General features: G+C 61.0%; 13 protein-coding genes and 1 tRNA gene. 5 read left to right on the forward strand and 9 right to left on the reverse strand.

Going from position 1 to position 15,875, the window contains the following annotated elements; translation table 11 throughout:
- The 5 genes from BLS41_RS30980 to BLS41_RS31000 all read left to right on the forward strand — a co-directional run bounded on the left by BLS41_RS30980 (nt 1) and on the right by BLS41_RS31000 (nt 6,251).
- Entirely contained in the window at nt 1–1,770 is a 1,770-nt protein-coding gene (locus BLS41_RS30980) for a GMC family oxidoreductase (protein ID WP_074771518.1), read from the forward strand.
- Nucleotides 1,767–3,062, forward strand: coding sequence for a cytochrome c (locus BLS41_RS30985; protein ID WP_074771519.1), 1,296 nt, complete (start codon nt 1,767–1,769; stop codon nt 3,060–3,062). The genes BLS41_RS30980 and BLS41_RS30985 overlap by 4 nt, the downstream gene beginning before the upstream one ends.
- Before the next feature lie 178 nt (nt 3,063–3,240).
- Nucleotides 3,241–4,797, forward strand: coding sequence for a methyl-accepting chemotaxis protein (locus tag BLS41_RS30990; protein ID WP_074771520.1), 1,557 nt, complete (start codon nt 3,241–3,243; stop codon nt 4,795–4,797).
- An 85-nt stretch (nt 4,798–4,882) separates the two neighbouring features.
- Nucleotides 4,883–5,989: a lactonase family protein gene (locus BLS41_RS30995; RefSeq protein WP_436972045.1), complete on the forward strand. Its 1,107-nt coding sequence runs from the start codon at nt 4,883–4,885 to the stop codon at nt 5,987–5,989.
- 184 nt (nt 5,990–6,173) lie between these two features.
- Nucleotides 6,174–6,251, forward strand: a tRNA-Gln gene (locus BLS41_RS31000).
- 160 nt (nt 6,252–6,411) lie between these two features.
- Here BLS41_RS31000 and BLS41_RS31005 read toward each other — a convergent pair.
- The 9 genes from BLS41_RS31005 to BLS41_RS31045 form a co-directional block, all read right to left on the reverse strand.
- Entirely contained in the window at nt 6,412–6,669 is a 258-nt protein-coding gene (locus BLS41_RS31005) for a DUF4148 domain-containing protein (protein WP_074771521.1), read from the reverse strand.
- A gap of 248 nt (nt 6,670–6,917) precedes the next feature.
- Nucleotides 6,918–7,559 carry a c-type cytochrome gene (locus BLS41_RS31010; protein ID WP_074771522.1) on the reverse strand — a complete coding sequence of 214 codons (642 nt, stop codon included), beginning with the start codon at nt 7,557–7,559 and terminating at the stop codon, nt 6,918–6,920.
- Nucleotides 7,560–7,570: 11 nt separating this feature from the next.
- Complete coding sequence (locus BLS41_RS31015; protein ID WP_074771523.1) at nt 7,571–9,508, reverse strand: thiamine pyrophosphate-binding protein; 1,938 nt, start codon at nt 9,506–9,508, stop codon at nt 7,571–7,573.
- A gap of 82 nt (nt 9,509–9,590) precedes the next feature.
- Nucleotides 9,591–10,274 carry a 4-carboxy-4-hydroxy-2-oxoadipate aldolase/oxaloacetate decarboxylase gene (gene ligK, locus BLS41_RS31020; protein WP_074771524.1) on the reverse strand — a complete coding sequence of 228 codons (684 nt, stop codon included), beginning with the start codon at nt 10,272–10,274 and terminating at the stop codon, nt 9,591–9,593.
- Nucleotides 10,275–10,276: 2 nt separating this feature from the next.
- Entirely contained in the window at nt 10,277–11,302 is a 1,026-nt protein-coding gene (locus BLS41_RS31025) for an amidohydrolase family protein (protein ID WP_074771525.1), read from the reverse strand.
- 61 nt (nt 11,303–11,363) lie between these two features.
- Nucleotides 11,364–12,395 (reverse strand): porin, encoded by a 1,032-nt coding sequence (locus BLS41_RS31030; RefSeq protein ID WP_074771526.1) that lies wholly within the window; start codon nt 12,393–12,395, stop codon nt 11,364–11,366.
- Between the two features lie 162 nt (nt 12,396–12,557).
- Nucleotides 12,558–13,916, reverse strand: coding sequence for a C4-dicarboxylate transporter DctA (gene dctA / locus BLS41_RS31035; RefSeq protein ID WP_074771527.1), 1,359 nt, complete (start codon nt 13,914–13,916; stop codon nt 12,558–12,560).
- Between the two features lie 68 nt (nt 13,917–13,984).
- Nucleotides 13,985–14,914 carry a substrate-binding domain-containing protein gene (locus BLS41_RS31040; protein WP_253189845.1) on the reverse strand — a complete coding sequence of 310 codons (930 nt, stop codon included), beginning with the start codon at nt 14,912–14,914 and terminating at the stop codon, nt 13,985–13,987.
- Between the two features lie 14 nt (nt 14,915–14,928).
- Nucleotides 14,929–15,780 carry an amidohydrolase family protein gene (locus BLS41_RS31045; RefSeq protein ID WP_074771529.1) on the reverse strand — a complete coding sequence of 284 codons (852 nt, stop codon included), beginning with the start codon at nt 15,778–15,780 and terminating at the stop codon, nt 14,929–14,931.
- Nucleotides 15,781–15,875 lie beyond the last annotated feature (95 nt).

Below are 15,875 nucleotides of genomic sequence, written 5' to 3' on the forward strand. Positions count from 1 at the left end.
GTGGCAAAAATCACCAATGACGCAGTCGACGTCGTCGTCGTCGGTCTCGGCTGGGCCGGTTCGCTGATGAGCATCGAGTTGGCTCAGGCGGGCCTGAAGGTGCGCGCGCTCGAACGCGGCGAAGATCGCAGCAACGCCGACTTCGCCTATCCGAAGCCCGCCGACCAGTACGCGTACGGCGTACGCAACAAGATCATGGTCACGCCGCGCGACGGCGCGCTGACCGTGCGCCACTCGGCCAGCGACACCGCGCTGCCCACCCGCAAGTGGGGCGCGTTCGTGCCCGGCACCGGCGTCGGCGGATCGGGGCTTCACTGGACCGGCGTGCTGATCCGCCCGACCCCGACCGACCTCAAGCTCAAGACCTACGCCGACCAGGCGTACAAGCCGGGTCAACTCGAAGCGGGCATGCAGGTGCAGGACTTCCCGTTCACCTGGGACGAAATGGAGCCGTACTACGACTTCTTCGAAAAGGTCTGCGGCCTGTCGGGCACTACCGGCAACCTGCGCGGCAAAATCCAGGAAGGCGGCGATCCTTTCGAGGGACCGCGCTCGAATCCGCACCCGCTGCCGCCGCTCGAAGACACGCTCAATACGTCGATGTTCGACGCCGCCGCGCGCAAGCTCGGCTATCACCCGTTCCCGAACCCGTCGGCGAACGTGTCGCGCGCCTGGACGAATCCGTACGGCAACCAGATCGCGCCGTGCAACTACTGCGGCTATTGCAGCAAGTATCCGTGCCTGAACTTCTCGAAGGCATCGCCGCAAACGGCCGTGCTCGACGCGCTGAAGCGGATGGACAACTTCGACTACCGCGTGAAGGCGAACGTGCTGCGTGTCGATATGCACGCGGACGGCAAAACGGCGAAGGGCGTCACCTATGCCGACGAGCACGGCAACGAAGTGTTCCAGCCGGCGAAAATCGTCGTGCTGGCGGGCTTCCAGTTCGTCAACGTACGCCTGATGCTGCTGTCGGGCATCGGCAAGCCGTACGACCCGGTTAGTGGCAAGGGCGTGGTCGGCCGCAACTATGCGTTTCTCAGCAACGGCGGCGCGACGCTGTTCTTCAAGGACAAGAACTTTAATCCGTTTGCGACGGCCGGCGCGACCGGGCGTCTCTTTAACGACATCTCGCCGGGCAACTTCGACGGCCCGAGCCTTGGCGTGATCGGCGGAGCGAAGATCCAGAGCGCGCAATCGTCGGGCGCGCCGATCGGCACAGCGCTTCCGCACGGCACGCCCGCCTGGGGCAAGGGCTGGAAAGAAGGCATGCAGGACTGGTACGGCCACTCGATGCGGATCAGCATCACCACGAGCTGCATGTCGTATCGCGATCATTACGTCGACCTCGACCCGACCTATAAAGACCCGTGGGGCCAGCCGCTGCTGCGCATCACGTTCGACTGGAAACAGAACGAACTGAAATTGCAGCAGCATCTGCGCAAGATCGTGCTCGACGTCACGAAGGAACTGAATCCGGACAGCTACTCGGAGAGCTTCCTGTCGCTCGATTCGCACTGGGACATCACGAAGTATGTGTCGACGCACAACGTCGGCGGCGCGGTGATGGGCGACTCGCCGGAAACCAGCGCGCTGAACAAGTACCTGCAAAGCTGGGACGTGCACAACGTCTTCGTGCCGGGCGGCAACGCGTTCCCGCAGAACTTCCAGGCGAACCCGACGGCGACGATCGGCGCAATTACCATTTTTGCGGCTCGCGCGATCAAGGAGCAGTACCTCAAGAATCCCGGCCCGCTGGTGCAAGCATGACGGCAATCAAAACACTCAAAGCTCTTCTGAGCTCGGCACTGCTGGTCACGGCAGGCGCGACGCTCGCACCGACATCCGCGTTCGCGCAGTCCGCGGAACAGGACGCCGCGTTGATCAAGCACGGCGAGTATCTGGCCCGCGCCGGCGATTGCATGGCATGTCACAGCGCGGCAGGAAAGAAGCCGTTCGCGGGCGGCCTTCCGATCGTAAGCGGACTCGGCACGATCTACTCGACGAACATCACGCCGAGTCAGCGTAGCGGCATCGGCAACTACACCGAGCAGCAATTCGCCGACGCGATCCGCAAAGGCGTCCGCTCCGACGGCGCGCGACTCTACCCTGCCATGCCCTACCCGGATTACGTGAAGATCTCGGACGCGGACGTCCATGCTCTGTACACGTACTTCATGAAGGGTGTCGCGCCGGTCGACGAAGCGGCGCCGGTCACCAGCCTGAGCCTCCCGTTCAACCTGCGCTGGGGCATGGCGCTGTGGAACTTCGCGTTCACGCCGAACAAGCCGTTTGCCGCGCCCGACGGCGCGACCGAACAGGTTCGCCGCGGCGCGTACCTCGTCGAAAGCCTGGGGCATTGCGGCAGTTGCCATACGCCGCGCGGCGTCGCGATGAACGAGAAGGCCTTCGACGGCTCGGACGCGAGCTTTCTCGCGGGCGGCGATCTGAACGGCTGGACCGTGCCGTCACTGCGCGGGATGGCCCACTGGACCCAGCAGGATGTCGTCGACTATCTGCAGACCGGACGCAACAGCAAGGCGGCCGTCGCGGGCGAGATGACCTCGGTCGTCTACAACAGCACGTCGCATATGACGGACAGCGACGTGAATGCGATTGCCGCGTATCTGAAGTCGTTGCCCGCGTCTGCGACCGCGCACGCGGAGCCGGTGGCCACGTCCGCGTCCGCGACCGATGCGACGACGGCGAAACTGACGGCGGCCCGCGAATTGACCTTGGGCGAGCGTCTTTACGTCGACAACTGCGCCGCGTGTCACTTCGTGAACGGCAAGGGAGCGCCGCGCGTGTTCCCGCATCTGGACGGCGCGACGGTCGTCAATGCGAAGGACCCGGCGGGCCTGCTGCACGTCATTCTCGCGGGCGCGCAAACGCCTTCGACGGCGAAGGCGCCTTCAGTGCTGCCTATGCCGGGCTTCGCGTATCGCCTGAACGACGATGAAGTCGCGCAACTCGCCACGTTCGTGCGCAGCGGGTGGTCGAATCATGCGCCGGCCGTGACTGCGAGCGACGCCGCCAAGGCGCGCAAGCTGGCGGCCAAATAAGCCGTCAACGCAGAGGTCAGATGAGTCTGTTGCGTAACCGTTCGGCAACAGGCTCATTTGACCCGAAAGATGGTTGCGATCGCCCTGATTGCAGCGATCTTCAGCAAATCTATTCTTAAAGAGTTCGTGTAATCTGCCGTTAAAGTAGTCATCGTACAACTCCCGGATTCAAAGCGGCATGAGAAACGTCTCGGTTCGAACCAGTCTCCTCGCAGTTTTCCTGATCTTTGCCGTGATGATTCTGCTCGGAGGTGCGGTCGGCATCGCCGCGCTCAGTCGAGCGAACGAGAATCTGAATCGCGTCCATCAGATCGCGACTCAAGAAATCCTCGTCAACGACGGCTACAAGGATTCCACCCGCAGCCGCGCCGCGTTGACTCGCGCTTACTCCGCGCTCAAGGAGCGCAACGACGAAGCGACCCGCGACTCCGCGTTGAAGAGCGCCGGGACGACCATCAATCGTGCGGCCGCTGAAACCACCGCATTCCAGAATGCCGCTGCGTTCAAAGGCATCGACGACACGCTAAAGCAGCAGTTGATCGACTCGTCGACCCAACTCGCACAAACGCTGAAAAAGGCCGCCGACGCGCTGCGTGCCGGCGACACCAACGCGTACGCGGCGATCAACGACCGCGAAATTACCGCGAACGGCGCGGCGTATTCAGCGAGCGTCGAGAAATTCCAGAGCCTGGCCAGTTCGTTGTCCAACGACGCGATTACCCAGGACGATCAGGAGTATTCGTGGGTCATCAGTCTCGTCGTTGTCGGTGTATGCGCCGCTCTCGCGCTCATCGTCGCGTCGCACTTCGCGTTGAAGCGGATTGTGACCGCGCCGCTGAGCGAGGCGACCAACCTGCTCGACCAGATCGCAGCGAACGACCTGACCGCGCGCATTCCCGCCGCGAGCGCCAACGAAATCGGCCAGCTTTTCGCGGCCATGCAGCGGATGCAGCGCGGTTTGTCGCAGACAGTGGCGAACGTGCGCAACAGTTGCGAAGCGATTCACGGCGGCGCGCGTGAAATCGCGGCAGGCAATCTCGATCTGTCCAGCCGCACGGAACAGCAATCCGCCGCGTTGGAAGAGACGGCGGCCAGCATGGAGCAGTTGACCTCCACCGTTAAACAGAACGCGGACAACGCGCAGCAGGCCAGCCGCCAGGCGACCGACGCAGCCGACGTCGCCGAGGGCGGCGGCACGGTCGTCGAGCGAGCCATCCAGACCATGAACACGATCACCCAAAGCTCGCGCAAGATCTCCGAGATCACGGGGATGATCGACAGTATTGCGTTCCAGACCAATATTCTCGCGTTGAACGCGGCGGTCGAATCGGCGCGCGCGGGCGAACAGGGACGCGGTTTCGCCGTGGTCGCGAACGAAGTTCGCAGCCTGTCGCTGCGCAGCGCGGAGGCCGCCCGCGAGATCAAGACGCTGATCGGTGCATCGGTCGAGGACGTGGCGAACGGCAGCAGCCTGGTCACGCAGGCCGGCGAGTCGATGAAGCAGATCGTCCACGCGGTGCGCGGCGTCGCCACGCTGATGAATGAAATCAAGGCCGCGACCATCGAGCAGAGCGCGGGCATCGAACAGGTCGGCCAGGCCGTCACGCAGATGGATCAGGTCACGCAACAGAATGCCGCGCTCGTCGAGGAAGCCGCCGCGGCGGCAAGCGCACTCGAAGAGCAGGCTCAGTCGATGACGCACGCCGTCTCGGCATTCCGGCTCGCTACGCACTGACAGGTGCGACGGCCGACAGTCTTATTGTCCAGAGTCCGCCTGGAATCTGGACACGAGAGAAATAGAACTATCGATAAACGGAGAAATGAATATGAACGTTAAACGCGTGGTGGGCGCAATCGCAATGCTGTGTGCCGGTGTTTCGATTACCGGCGCCTCACAGGCCGCGACGTACGCGTACGTGTCGAACGCGGATAGCCAGGATATTTCGGTGTTCAGCGTCGACGAGTCGAACGGCTCGCTTGCGCCGGTGGAAACCGTGAACGTCGGCGGAACGGTGATGCCGATGGCGTTTTCGCCGGACCATCTGCGGCTTTATGCCGGTGTGCGCTCGAAGCCGTATCGCGTGGTGAGCTTCGCGGTCAATCCGCTCGACGGCCGCCTGATCGAGCTTGGCAAATCGCCGCTTGCTGAAAGCATGGCGTATATCTCGACCGATGCCACCGGCCGCTATCTGTTTTCCGCGTCGTACGGCGGCAACATGCTGGCGGTGAACAGCATCGGCACGAACGGTGTGGTTGGCGACGTGCAGCAGACCATCAAGACCGGGCCGATGGCGCACGCAATCCGCCCTGCTCCCGACAACCGTTACGTGTTCGCGTCGGTGCTCGGTTCGGACGCGTGGCTGCGCCTGAAATTCGACGCGTCGAATGGACAGCTCACTGAAGACGCCGCGCCTGCCTATTCGCTTCCACCGAAATCGGGTCCGCGTCACTTCGTGTTTTCGCCGGATCATCGCTTCACGTACCTCATCGACGAACTCGACGGCAAGGTGCACGTGCTCGCTTTCGATGCCGCTCACGACACCGTCAAGCCGATCGACACAGCCTCCGTGCTGCCGCCCAACTTCGGCGCAGCGACGCCGTGGGGCGCCGATCTTCATCTGACGCCGGACGGCCGCTTCCTGTACGTGTCCGAGCGCACGTCGAGCACGCTGTCGGCGTACAAGGTGAACACAGCAACGGGCAAGCTGACGCGCTTTGCTACGTACGACACCGAAAAGCAGCCGCGCGGATTCAATATCGATCCGTCGGGCAAGTACCTGCTTGCAGTCGGCCAACTGTCGACGAATCTGAGCGCTTATCGCATCGACGGCAAGACCGGCAAGCTCACGGCAATCGGACAGTATCCGGTTGGCAAGGGCGCGAACTGGATTGAAATGGTCACGTTTAACGGCACGAACGGTAATTAAGGCTTTCCAGCGACGCGGCAATTGCCGTCTCGCTGGCTTCGTTCAGATCGGCGGGCGTCTTCGTAGCGATGGCACTCGCCGCTGAAAATCACGCGCGTCATTCCACAAGAGCGGCGTGTCGAAAAAAATTTTGCGAAGGGATTGGCTTCTGCCAATTTTTTGGTTATAGTTTCGGTCCTCGCGTAGGGGAGTCGCCAAGTTGGCCTAAGGCACCGGATTTTGATTCCGGCATTCGAAGGTTCGAATCCTTCTTCCCCTGCCACCATTTCTCCACGAGATCGCAAGCGCGATCCTCGTTTAAATCCAGCCAGTCAGGCCTGGATTTTATGCTCCCACTTTGAATATCGTGTGCTCGACTGAATCGTCGAGATCGTTGCACGTAACCCGAAGTGCTTCAGGTTACGTCAACGAAATCCAGCTGCTTACTGCCGCGACTGTGTCGTACCGGCCAGGTCCGAACCATAGCCGCTGACATCGCCTTTCTGAGCCGCCACAATTGCCTCGGCGCGCTGCACGTCGCGCGGATACTCTTCGTCGACGTTCGGGTTGTAGCCTGCCTTTTCGAGTTGCGCGAGTTCGGTGCGAACCTGCGCACGCGTGACGTTCGGGGTGGACTGAGCGTACGAGAACGCGGGAATCGCGATGATCGCGACGGCAACAGCTTTGCTCAGCAATGTCATTTTTCAGCTCCAGAAGTTTGCGTAAGAGACGTTCGTCTGCTTAACCAATGAAGCCAGTATAAGGGTTACCTCCAATAGGGTAATTGCTTATTTATTGCCCTTTCGTTACGAACTTTAACGGCGCTACAAGGCATTTCAGAGGGGCACGAATCGCCGCGGAAATGACCAACCTCCGAATAGAACATCCGGCAAATTTTGCGCGAAAAAGTCCGACTGGACGTTCGTCCTCCGGCAGCCAATCTGTCGCCCTACTCGGCACTCTTCATCGATGCCACGTATCGTGCGACATCGCGCACGTCCGCCGCGCTAAGCGTATTTGGGAACAGCTTCGGCATGATGCTGCCCGACGGTTCCCGAATACGCGCTTCGATATCCGCCATCTGACGACGGCTCGACATACCGGTCAATGCCGGCCCGACTCCACCCTCGCCGGTTTGCCCATGACAGGCGGCACAGTTTGCACGGTAGATGGCCGCACCGTGTTCGGGCGGCATCGCAGCTTCCGGCGTCGACGGTGCGCCGTTGCTCAACAACGCGATACTGTCAGCCGAAGGACCTGGTGGAATCGACGCGAGGTACGCGTGAATACGTGAAATCTCGTCGTCCGAGAGAATCTTTCGGCTGAAAACCGGCATCTGCCCCTTCGGGTCGTGAACGTAGGCCTGCATGGCCGGCAGTGGTATCGGATGAGGTGCGAGTGCCGGTCCGGTCGTGATACTGCCCTGCCCGACCATGCCGTGACATTCGTAGCAGCCCTTCTGCATGTACAGCGCGCGACCTGTGTCGATTTCGGCGCCAGCATCCGCATACGACGAATTCGACCATGCGATGCATGACGCCGCAGCGACGAGTGTCACAAGATGCGCGGTCAATCGCGAATGAGCCTTCATTTCCCGCTCCATCACCTGGGTTGAGTTAGCACATCGACGAGCGCAGGCTTGCCGCTCTTCACTTGCGACATCGCCCGCGCGAGTGCCGGCCCGAGTTCGCCAGGTTCCGATACCGGCCCTTCCGCCCACATCCCCATGCTTTTCGCCAGCGCGGCAAAGTCGATCGGCGGGTCCTGAAGCAGCGTGCCCATCGTCCCTCTTTCGGGATGCCGGTCCCGACGGCTCGCCATGCGCTGGATGTGCATGGTCTCCTGATGCCACGCCCGGTTGTTGTGCATCACCGTCAGCAACGGCAACGCGTGATGGGCCGCCGTCCAGAGCGCGCCGGGCAGCACCATCAGATCGCCGTCGGTCTGGATATTGACCGCGATGCGGCCCGCGTCGCGATGGGCAAGTGCAGCGCCCACCGCCGCGGGCGCGCCGTAACCCACTCCATAGCCGCCGCCCGAGCCAATGAACTGGTAAGTCTTCGTGAAGTCCCACAGCCGCAGCGGCCACATACTGATCGGGTTGGGCGGCGACACCATTGCCCAGTCCTCGTGACGGATCACGTTCCAGACTTCCTGACACAAGCGCGCGGTACTGATTGGACTGGCATCCCACGCACGCGTCGCGGCTTCGCGCGCGTTGTTGCGCATTTCCGCGAACGCGAGTTTCATCGGCTGCTCGCGTGCGGCAACGATCTCGCGTTGCGCGGGTGTGATGGCCGCGAGCACCGCGTGAAGCAAGCCGGGCAACGATGCCTCGGCATCGCCGGCAATAGCAAGTGCCGGTGCGGAATATCGTTCCGAATCCTGCATATTCGACTTACCGTACAGATAAGCCGTCGAGATACTGACGACCCTGGCATCGCCGTGACCACGCGGTTTCGACGGGCGCTCGATCGTATCGGGCACGGTGCCGGTCAATCCCCAGACGTCGCCCACTTCGAGCGCGAGAATCACGTCCGCCTGCGCGAGCAGCTTCGCTTGTCGCGACGTGTGATTGAGGTAGTGACCGGTCGGGAAATTCATGCGCCCGAGCTGATCGACGACCGGCGCGTTGAGCGACTCGGCGATCCTGACCAGCGTGTCCATCGCCGCCTGCGTCCTGACAGCCCGATCGGCCACGATGACAGGTGTCTTTGCACCACACAGCATGGCGGCTGCGGTCGCCAGTGCATCGCCGCTGGCAACCGGCGGCGTCGCTACGCGCAGCGGCGGCACGCGAATATCGCGCGGATCGGCGATCGGCTGCTCCTGCAATTCGGTATCGGCGACGATCAGCACCGGCTCCATCGGCGGCGTGACCGACATCGTGTATGCGCGCATGAACGACTCGGCATAGTGCTGAAGCGACATCGGATAGTCGTCCCACTTCGTGTAGTCGCGCACGAGCGCGCCGAGATCCTGCGCGGTGTGATACCACTCCACGCCGGGACGGCGCTTCGTTGCGTCGGCGATATTGCCTGCCAGCACCATCATCGGCACCCGGTCGCACCACGCGTTGTAGATCGCCATCGACGCGTGTTGCAGACCCACTGTGCTATGAACCAGGCACGCCATCGGCTTGCCCGCGACCTTGGCATAGCCATGCGCAATCGCGGCAGACGCCTCCTCGTGCGTGCAAACGATCAATTGCGGATGCACGTCGCCCGCGTAATTGACGATCGATTCGTGAATGCCGCGAAAGGTCGAACCAGGCATCGCGGCCACGTAGTCGATACCTGCGATTCGCAGCAGGTCCACCATCAAATCCGAACCGGGGTTGCCGATGTGCGCCGCGTCGGCCGCCGGTGCTTCCATCAACGACGGCGCCTGGGTTTCGGCCGCGATCAGCGCCGGATGCGGACGCTCGACGTCGGGCGCTTTGTCAGTGGCAGACTGCGCAGCGCTCGCGCCCGGTTTTGCCAGCACCGCTGCCGTGCCGGTGACGAGCGCCTCTTTGAGAAACTTACGTCGGCCAGTCATGTCTCCAATGTCCTCTTTATTATTCATTGAGCGGCGTGGCTTATGGGCTTGGCGCATGCCGTGAGTCGACTCGTGGACGTCGTCAATCGATATAGCGAAGCCCCAGTTTGTCCAACGGCTCACGCATCTGATACATGTCGAGCCCCAGAACGCCCGACGCTAGCCTCGCGCGCTTCTGCCCTTCGTTCGCCTCGCGCGCGCTGGCGCTTTCGAGCGTTCGCGCCGCCATTGCCTGCGGCACCACGACGACGCCATCCTGATCCGCGACGACGACATCGCCCGGCACGACCAGCGCGCCCGCGCATACCACCGGCACGTTGACCGAACCGAGGGTCGCCTTGATCGTCCCCTTCGACGAAATCGCCTTGCTCCACACCGGGAAATTCATGTCGGCGAGCACGCTGACGTCGCGCACGCCTGCATCGATAACGAGACCTCGCGCGCCACGCGCCTTGAAGCTGGTGGCAAGCAGGTCGCCGAAATAGCCGTCCGTGCAATCGGCGGTGATGGCGGCGACCACGAGGTCGCCCGGTTGAATCTGTTCGGCAGCGACGTGCAGCATCCAGTTATCGCCGGGATGCAATAACACGGTCACGGCCGTGCCCGATGCAATCGCGCCGGAATAGATCGGCCGCATATACGGCTTGAGCAATCCGGTGCGGCCCATTGCCTCGTGCACGGTCGCGCTGCCCAGTGCGCCGAGTGCCTCCGCGACGCGACTGTCCGCGCGCGAGATGTTGCGATAAACCACGCCCAGTTCGTACATATTCAACGTCCTTGTGCAATCAGCGCGGCGTCCAGCCGTGGATAAACCCGGCGCGCGTTGCCTTCGTAAATCTTGTAGCGCTGCTCGGGCTGCATGTCGGCGGCTTCGATATAGCGCTTCGTATCGTCGAAATAATGCTGCGTGTACGGATCGATGCCGCGCACGGCGCCGATCATTTCACTTGCGAACAGAATGTTGTCGACGGGAATGACTTCCGTCAGCAAATTGATGCCGGGCTGGTGATAAACGCAGGTGTCGAAGAAAATGTTATTGAGCAGATGATCTTCCAGCGGCGGCTTTTTCATTTCCTGCGCAAGACCGCGAAAGCGTCCCCAGTGATAGGGCACCGCACCGCCGCCGTGCGGAATCACGAAGCGCAGCGTGGGGAAATCGTGGAACAGGTCCGAGGTCAGACACTGCATGAAAGCTGTGGTGTCCGCATTGAGATAGTGCGCGCCGGTGGTATGGAAACACGCATTGCAGCTTGTGCTGACGTGAATCATTGCAGGCAGGTCGTACTCCACCATCTTCTCGTAGATCGGATACCAGTAGCGGTCGGAGAGCGGCGGGCTGGTCCAGTGGCCGCCCGATGGATCGGGATTCAGATTGATCGCGACATTGCCGAACTGCTCGACGCATTTAACCAGCTCTGGAATGCACGTCGCGGTATCGACTCCCGGACTCTGCGGCAGCATGGCGGCAGGAATGAAATGCTGCGGAAACAGCTGGCTCACGCGATAGCACAACTCATTGCAAATTGCCGCCCATGTGCTCGACACTTCGACATCGCCGATATGGTGCGCCATGAAACTCGCACGCGGACTGAAGATGGTGAGATCGAGCCCGCGCTCGCGCATCAGGCGCAACTGGTTGGTCTCGATCGATTCACGCAGTTCGTCGTCGCTGATCTTCAGTTCGGAAGGATTCGGACTGAGCGACGGCTGGCCGATCGCGGCGACCTGTCTGTTGCGCCAGTTCTCCAGCGCTTTGGGTGCAGTCGTGTAATGCCCATGGATATCGATGATCATTCTGGCTCCTGAAATTCAGCGCGTGCATCGCTCACGCGCGTCTGGCTAGGTGTCCGGTCTGCTAGAACAGCACGTCGATACCGACGGTCACTGCCGTCTGGCTTGACGAACCGGTCGGATTAAGCGTGCTGACAACTGCATGTTTGTACGTCGTGTAATCGACCTCGCCGTACAGCGTGGTGCGCTTGGAGAGCAAATAGGCGAGCGAGATGATCGACAGGCCGCGCCGGCTCGCCTTGTCGGTCGACACGGTGGTCTGGTAATAGCCACCGTTGAAAATCACATCGGGCCTGATGGTCCACGACAGACCGCCGAACGCGTTGTTGGTCACCTGATGCGGTGTAGTGGGGTTTTGCAGGTCTTCGGACATGAAGCCGCCGGACAGACGCACCGGGCCGATTCTGTAGCCCGCGCCAGCCATGTAATAGCTGTCGCTGAGATAAGCGGTGCCGGTCAGAATATTGCGGTGTCCATACACCCCGCCGATGTCGGCCGGGCCCATTTCGTAGCTCATACCGACGGAGCGCGTTGCTCCACTGCTGAAATTGCCAGGCACACCGCCGAACGAGTTGTCCACTTCGAACAGCAACGGCCCGAAGTTGTTCTTGTACTTGATGGAATTGTTGTTGCGGGTGCCGTCAGATGCAGTGGTCAACGGGAGGATCGGCGTGAAGTGAAAGCCGAACGGATCGTAAATGCTGATGATGTCGTGCGAAATCGTGTATTGGCGTCCGAGATCGAGTATCCCGTATTTTTCATGCCCAATACCCACGTACGACTGCCGGTTGAACAGAACGCCCGTCGTATTATCCAGTTGACCATTGCCGAGGTTGAAACCGCTTTCGAGGCGAAAGTGAGCATTCCAGCCGTCACCCAGATCTTCTCTACCCAGAAAACCGAGCTTGTTCGAACTGTAATAGCCGTTCGAGTTCATCGTCACCACTGAGCCGCCGCCCTTTGCCGCATTCGTCTGATAACGGACGCCACCGTCTGCGGTCCCGTAGATCTGCACGCTGCTTTGCGAATATGCGGGAACTGCGCCAGAAGCAAGCGAGAGCCCGACGCCAATGCTTTTCCAAACCTTTGCTTTCATCAAGTGTCTCCAATATATTTTTTATAAAGCAGGATACGGTGGACAAAGTTCTCCCCACGATACGTATAACTAATTACGCGTATCGATCTGGATACCTGTTCCGGTCGTTTCAGGCCGGTGGCATCGGATCTTCGATGCCACCGTCGTTGCGAGAAGATGCTGCTAGTTGCCTGCGTGTCCGCTGGTCGTCTGATTGAGGCGGGCCGGCGACGATGAAGGTGCCTTGAAGCCCGCTTTCAGCTCACGGTGTAATGCGACGCGGTCGAGCGCCTTTTCCCAATTCGCCACCACGATCGTGGCGACGCTATTGCCGATGATGTTGGTAAAAACGAATCCGCTGGACATCGCCTTGTGAATGCCGAGGATCAGCGCAATGGATTCGACGGGTATCGTGTTCGACGCTGTGAGCGTCGCCGCAAGCACTGCGATGGCGGCACCCGAAACGCCTGCTGCGCCCTTCGACGTCAGCAACAGAACGGCGAGCAGCACCAGTTGATCGTGCCAGGTCATCGGCGTGTTGGTCGCCTGAGCGAGGAACACTGCCGCTGCAGCAAAATACAGACACGTACCGTCGTGATTGAACGTGTAGGCAGTCGGCAGAACCAGACCCACTACCGATTTCTCGCAACCAAGTCGTTCCAGCTTATCGATCAGTTGCGGGAATACGGTTTCCGACGAACTCGTGCCGATCACGAGCAATAGCTCCGCACCGATATACCGCATCAGACGCAGCAGACTGAAACCATTCACTTTCGCGATCGGCCACAGAACCAGCAGAAGAAACAGTAAGCAGGTCAAATAGAACTCGAGCACCAGCTTGCCGAGCGAGAGCAATGTGCCGAAACCGAATTTACTGACCGTGAATGCAATCGCGCCGAATGCCGCGAGGGGCGCGATTTTCATCGTCAGCCCAATGATCCAGAACAGCGATCCCGACACTGCTTCGATCAGATTCAATGCAGGCTGCGCACGTTCGCCGATTGCCGCGAGACCGAACGCGAACAGCACCGAGAAGAACAGCACCTGAAGCACATCACCGCCCGCGAACGCGCTGATCGCGGTGTGCGGAATCACATTCAGCAGAAATTCGCTCGTCGTGATGACGTGATGCGCGCTGGCGACGTACGTATCCACTGCCGCGGAATGCACGCTGTGAATGTCAACGTTCATACCAACGCCGGGCTTCAGCACATTGACGACCACGAGGCCTAGCACCAGTGCGATCGACGTCACGACTTCGAAATACAGCAGCGCCTTGATCGCGACACGGCCAACCTTCTTGAAGTCGTTGACGCCCGCAATGCCGCTGCAAACGGTGCAGAAAATGATCGGGCCAATCAGCATCTGGATGATGCGGATAAAGGCGTCGCCAACGGGCTGCAGGTTGATGCCGAACTTCGGAAAGAAGTAACCCGTGGCGACACCGATCGCCATGCCAGCCAGCACCTGGAAAGATAAGTCGAGATAGAACGGGCGACGTTCCCTCGATTTCGCGGCGGCGGATTTGCCGGGCAGGCTCATGGTGTCTCCTTGACAGACTACGGCGAATTCGGATTCGCTCAAAAATCGTAAAACGGACGAATGCAGCGTTAGCGCGCAGCGTCGCCCAGAACGCCCATACTGTCGGCGAAGATTTCGTCGACGGTCAGCTTGCGGGGTAACAGACCCTGCTGCTCGCAGAACGTCAGAGTTTCTTCCAACGGCCCGCGAAGCGCGTCATACCCGAACAGCAGCTTATCCGGTTTCCCTGCATTGTCCGCGGCCACCGATTCCTTACCGCGTTTCAGCAGGTCGTACACCGCGCGCACGGCTTGCGGATTCGAATTCACCAATTCGCTCGTGACCGTCACCACATGGTTGATCGGCACATAGTGATGCAATGCATACCACTCGCGATCGGCCGCCGCCGCATTTTCAATCAGCGGTTTGAATTCGGGATCGTCGGGAAGATCGTTGCCGAGAATCGCGGCATCGATTTCACCCGCGCGTAGCATCGGCAATAATTGCTTGCCCGCTGCCCGACGAACGAAGGAGGGATCGGCATACTCTTCCAGATGGCCGCCTTCGATCGTCACCCAGTCGACTTCTTCGAGCGGCACTCCATAGGTCTCACCGAGAATCGCGCGCACCCACATGCCGGTGGTCTGCGTGTAAGCTCGCACGCCGACGCGCTTGCCAGCGAGATTGCCGAGGTCGGGTTTGGCGCGCTGCGCGTTATAGATGATGCAGCCTTGCTGGAAACGTGCCGCAACGACGGCGGGCAAGAGCACGAGCGGTTTGCCGTAGGCTTTCGCCTGCAGGTACGTGACGATTGCCAGTTCGCTCACGTCGTAGGCCTGGCGGCGGGCCATCGGTGCGAACGCACCGTGAATGGGTTCGATCTCCTCGAACAGCAGTTCGACTGCGGGATCGGTCAGTTCGCCCGCTTTCAGTGCTCGCGTGTGCGGATAGGTTTTCAGCGCAGTCTTCAGTCGCACAGGTTGCGTCGTATTGCTCATGATCGGGTGTTCCAGTTGCATTCGAAGTCGACGGCTCAGGCGGCCAGTGCGGGATACACCTCAAACGCAGTGCCGCCGAAGATCGCCTCCTGCGCGTCGGCGGGCAGCATCGAAAGGCTTTCGCGGGCTTCGGCCAGCAGTTGCGGCAACGCACCTTCGGCAGCCGGGAAATTCGAGCCCCACGCAATCCGGTTTGCGCCGAACGCGTCGAGCACGCGCGGGAAAAACGCGGCCGGCGTGGAAGCGCCCCGGCCCGCTTCGGCAATCGTCCGGTTCGTCAACTTCAGAAACACGCCCTGATGCGACGCGAGGCTGAACAACGGCGCGGCCGCTTCGTACGGAGGACCACCGGCCAGGTCAGGACGCGCGAGGTGGTCGAGCAGCACCCGGATATCCGGAAAGCGCGCGAGCATGTTGAGAAGCGCGGGAATGCCCTGTGCGGTCATCTGCAGGCAGATCGACACGTTGTGACGCTGCGCGTATTCCCACACGGGAAACGAGCGCTCGTCGTCGAGCCAGCCCGCCTGCCCCGGCATCGTCGTGCCGGTCGTGAACAGACGCAGCCCGGAGAGTCCTGCGTCGAGCCAGCGCTGCAGTTGCGAGACGGCGTCGTTCGCCAGCACGTCGATCGAAAATACGCCGACGAATCGGTCCGGGTGATTGCGCACCGCCTCGACCACATAACTATTGTCGTTGCCGTAAACCGTCGACGCCTGCACCACCACAGCCCGGTCGATGCCCGCCTGGTCCAGCGATGCAAGCAGCCCTTCGAAGCTGACGGGGCGCTTCGCCGACCACTCGGACTGGTGACCGCCGACCGGCGCAAGCGGATAGCTCTGTTTATCTGAGGAAATTGCGTGAGTGTGCGTGTCGACAACAACGGCCATGAACGTGCTCCTGACTGAAAATGTTCTGCTTGAATGAACGTTAATGTAATCTCGATCACGTCAAACACCTCAATATGAAGTGAGGCCCAGCTCAT

This window comes from Paraburkholderia fungorum (assembly GCF_900099835.1).
Lineage (GTDB): Bacteria > Pseudomonadota > Gammaproteobacteria > Burkholderiales > Burkholderiaceae > Paraburkholderia > Paraburkholderia fungorum_A.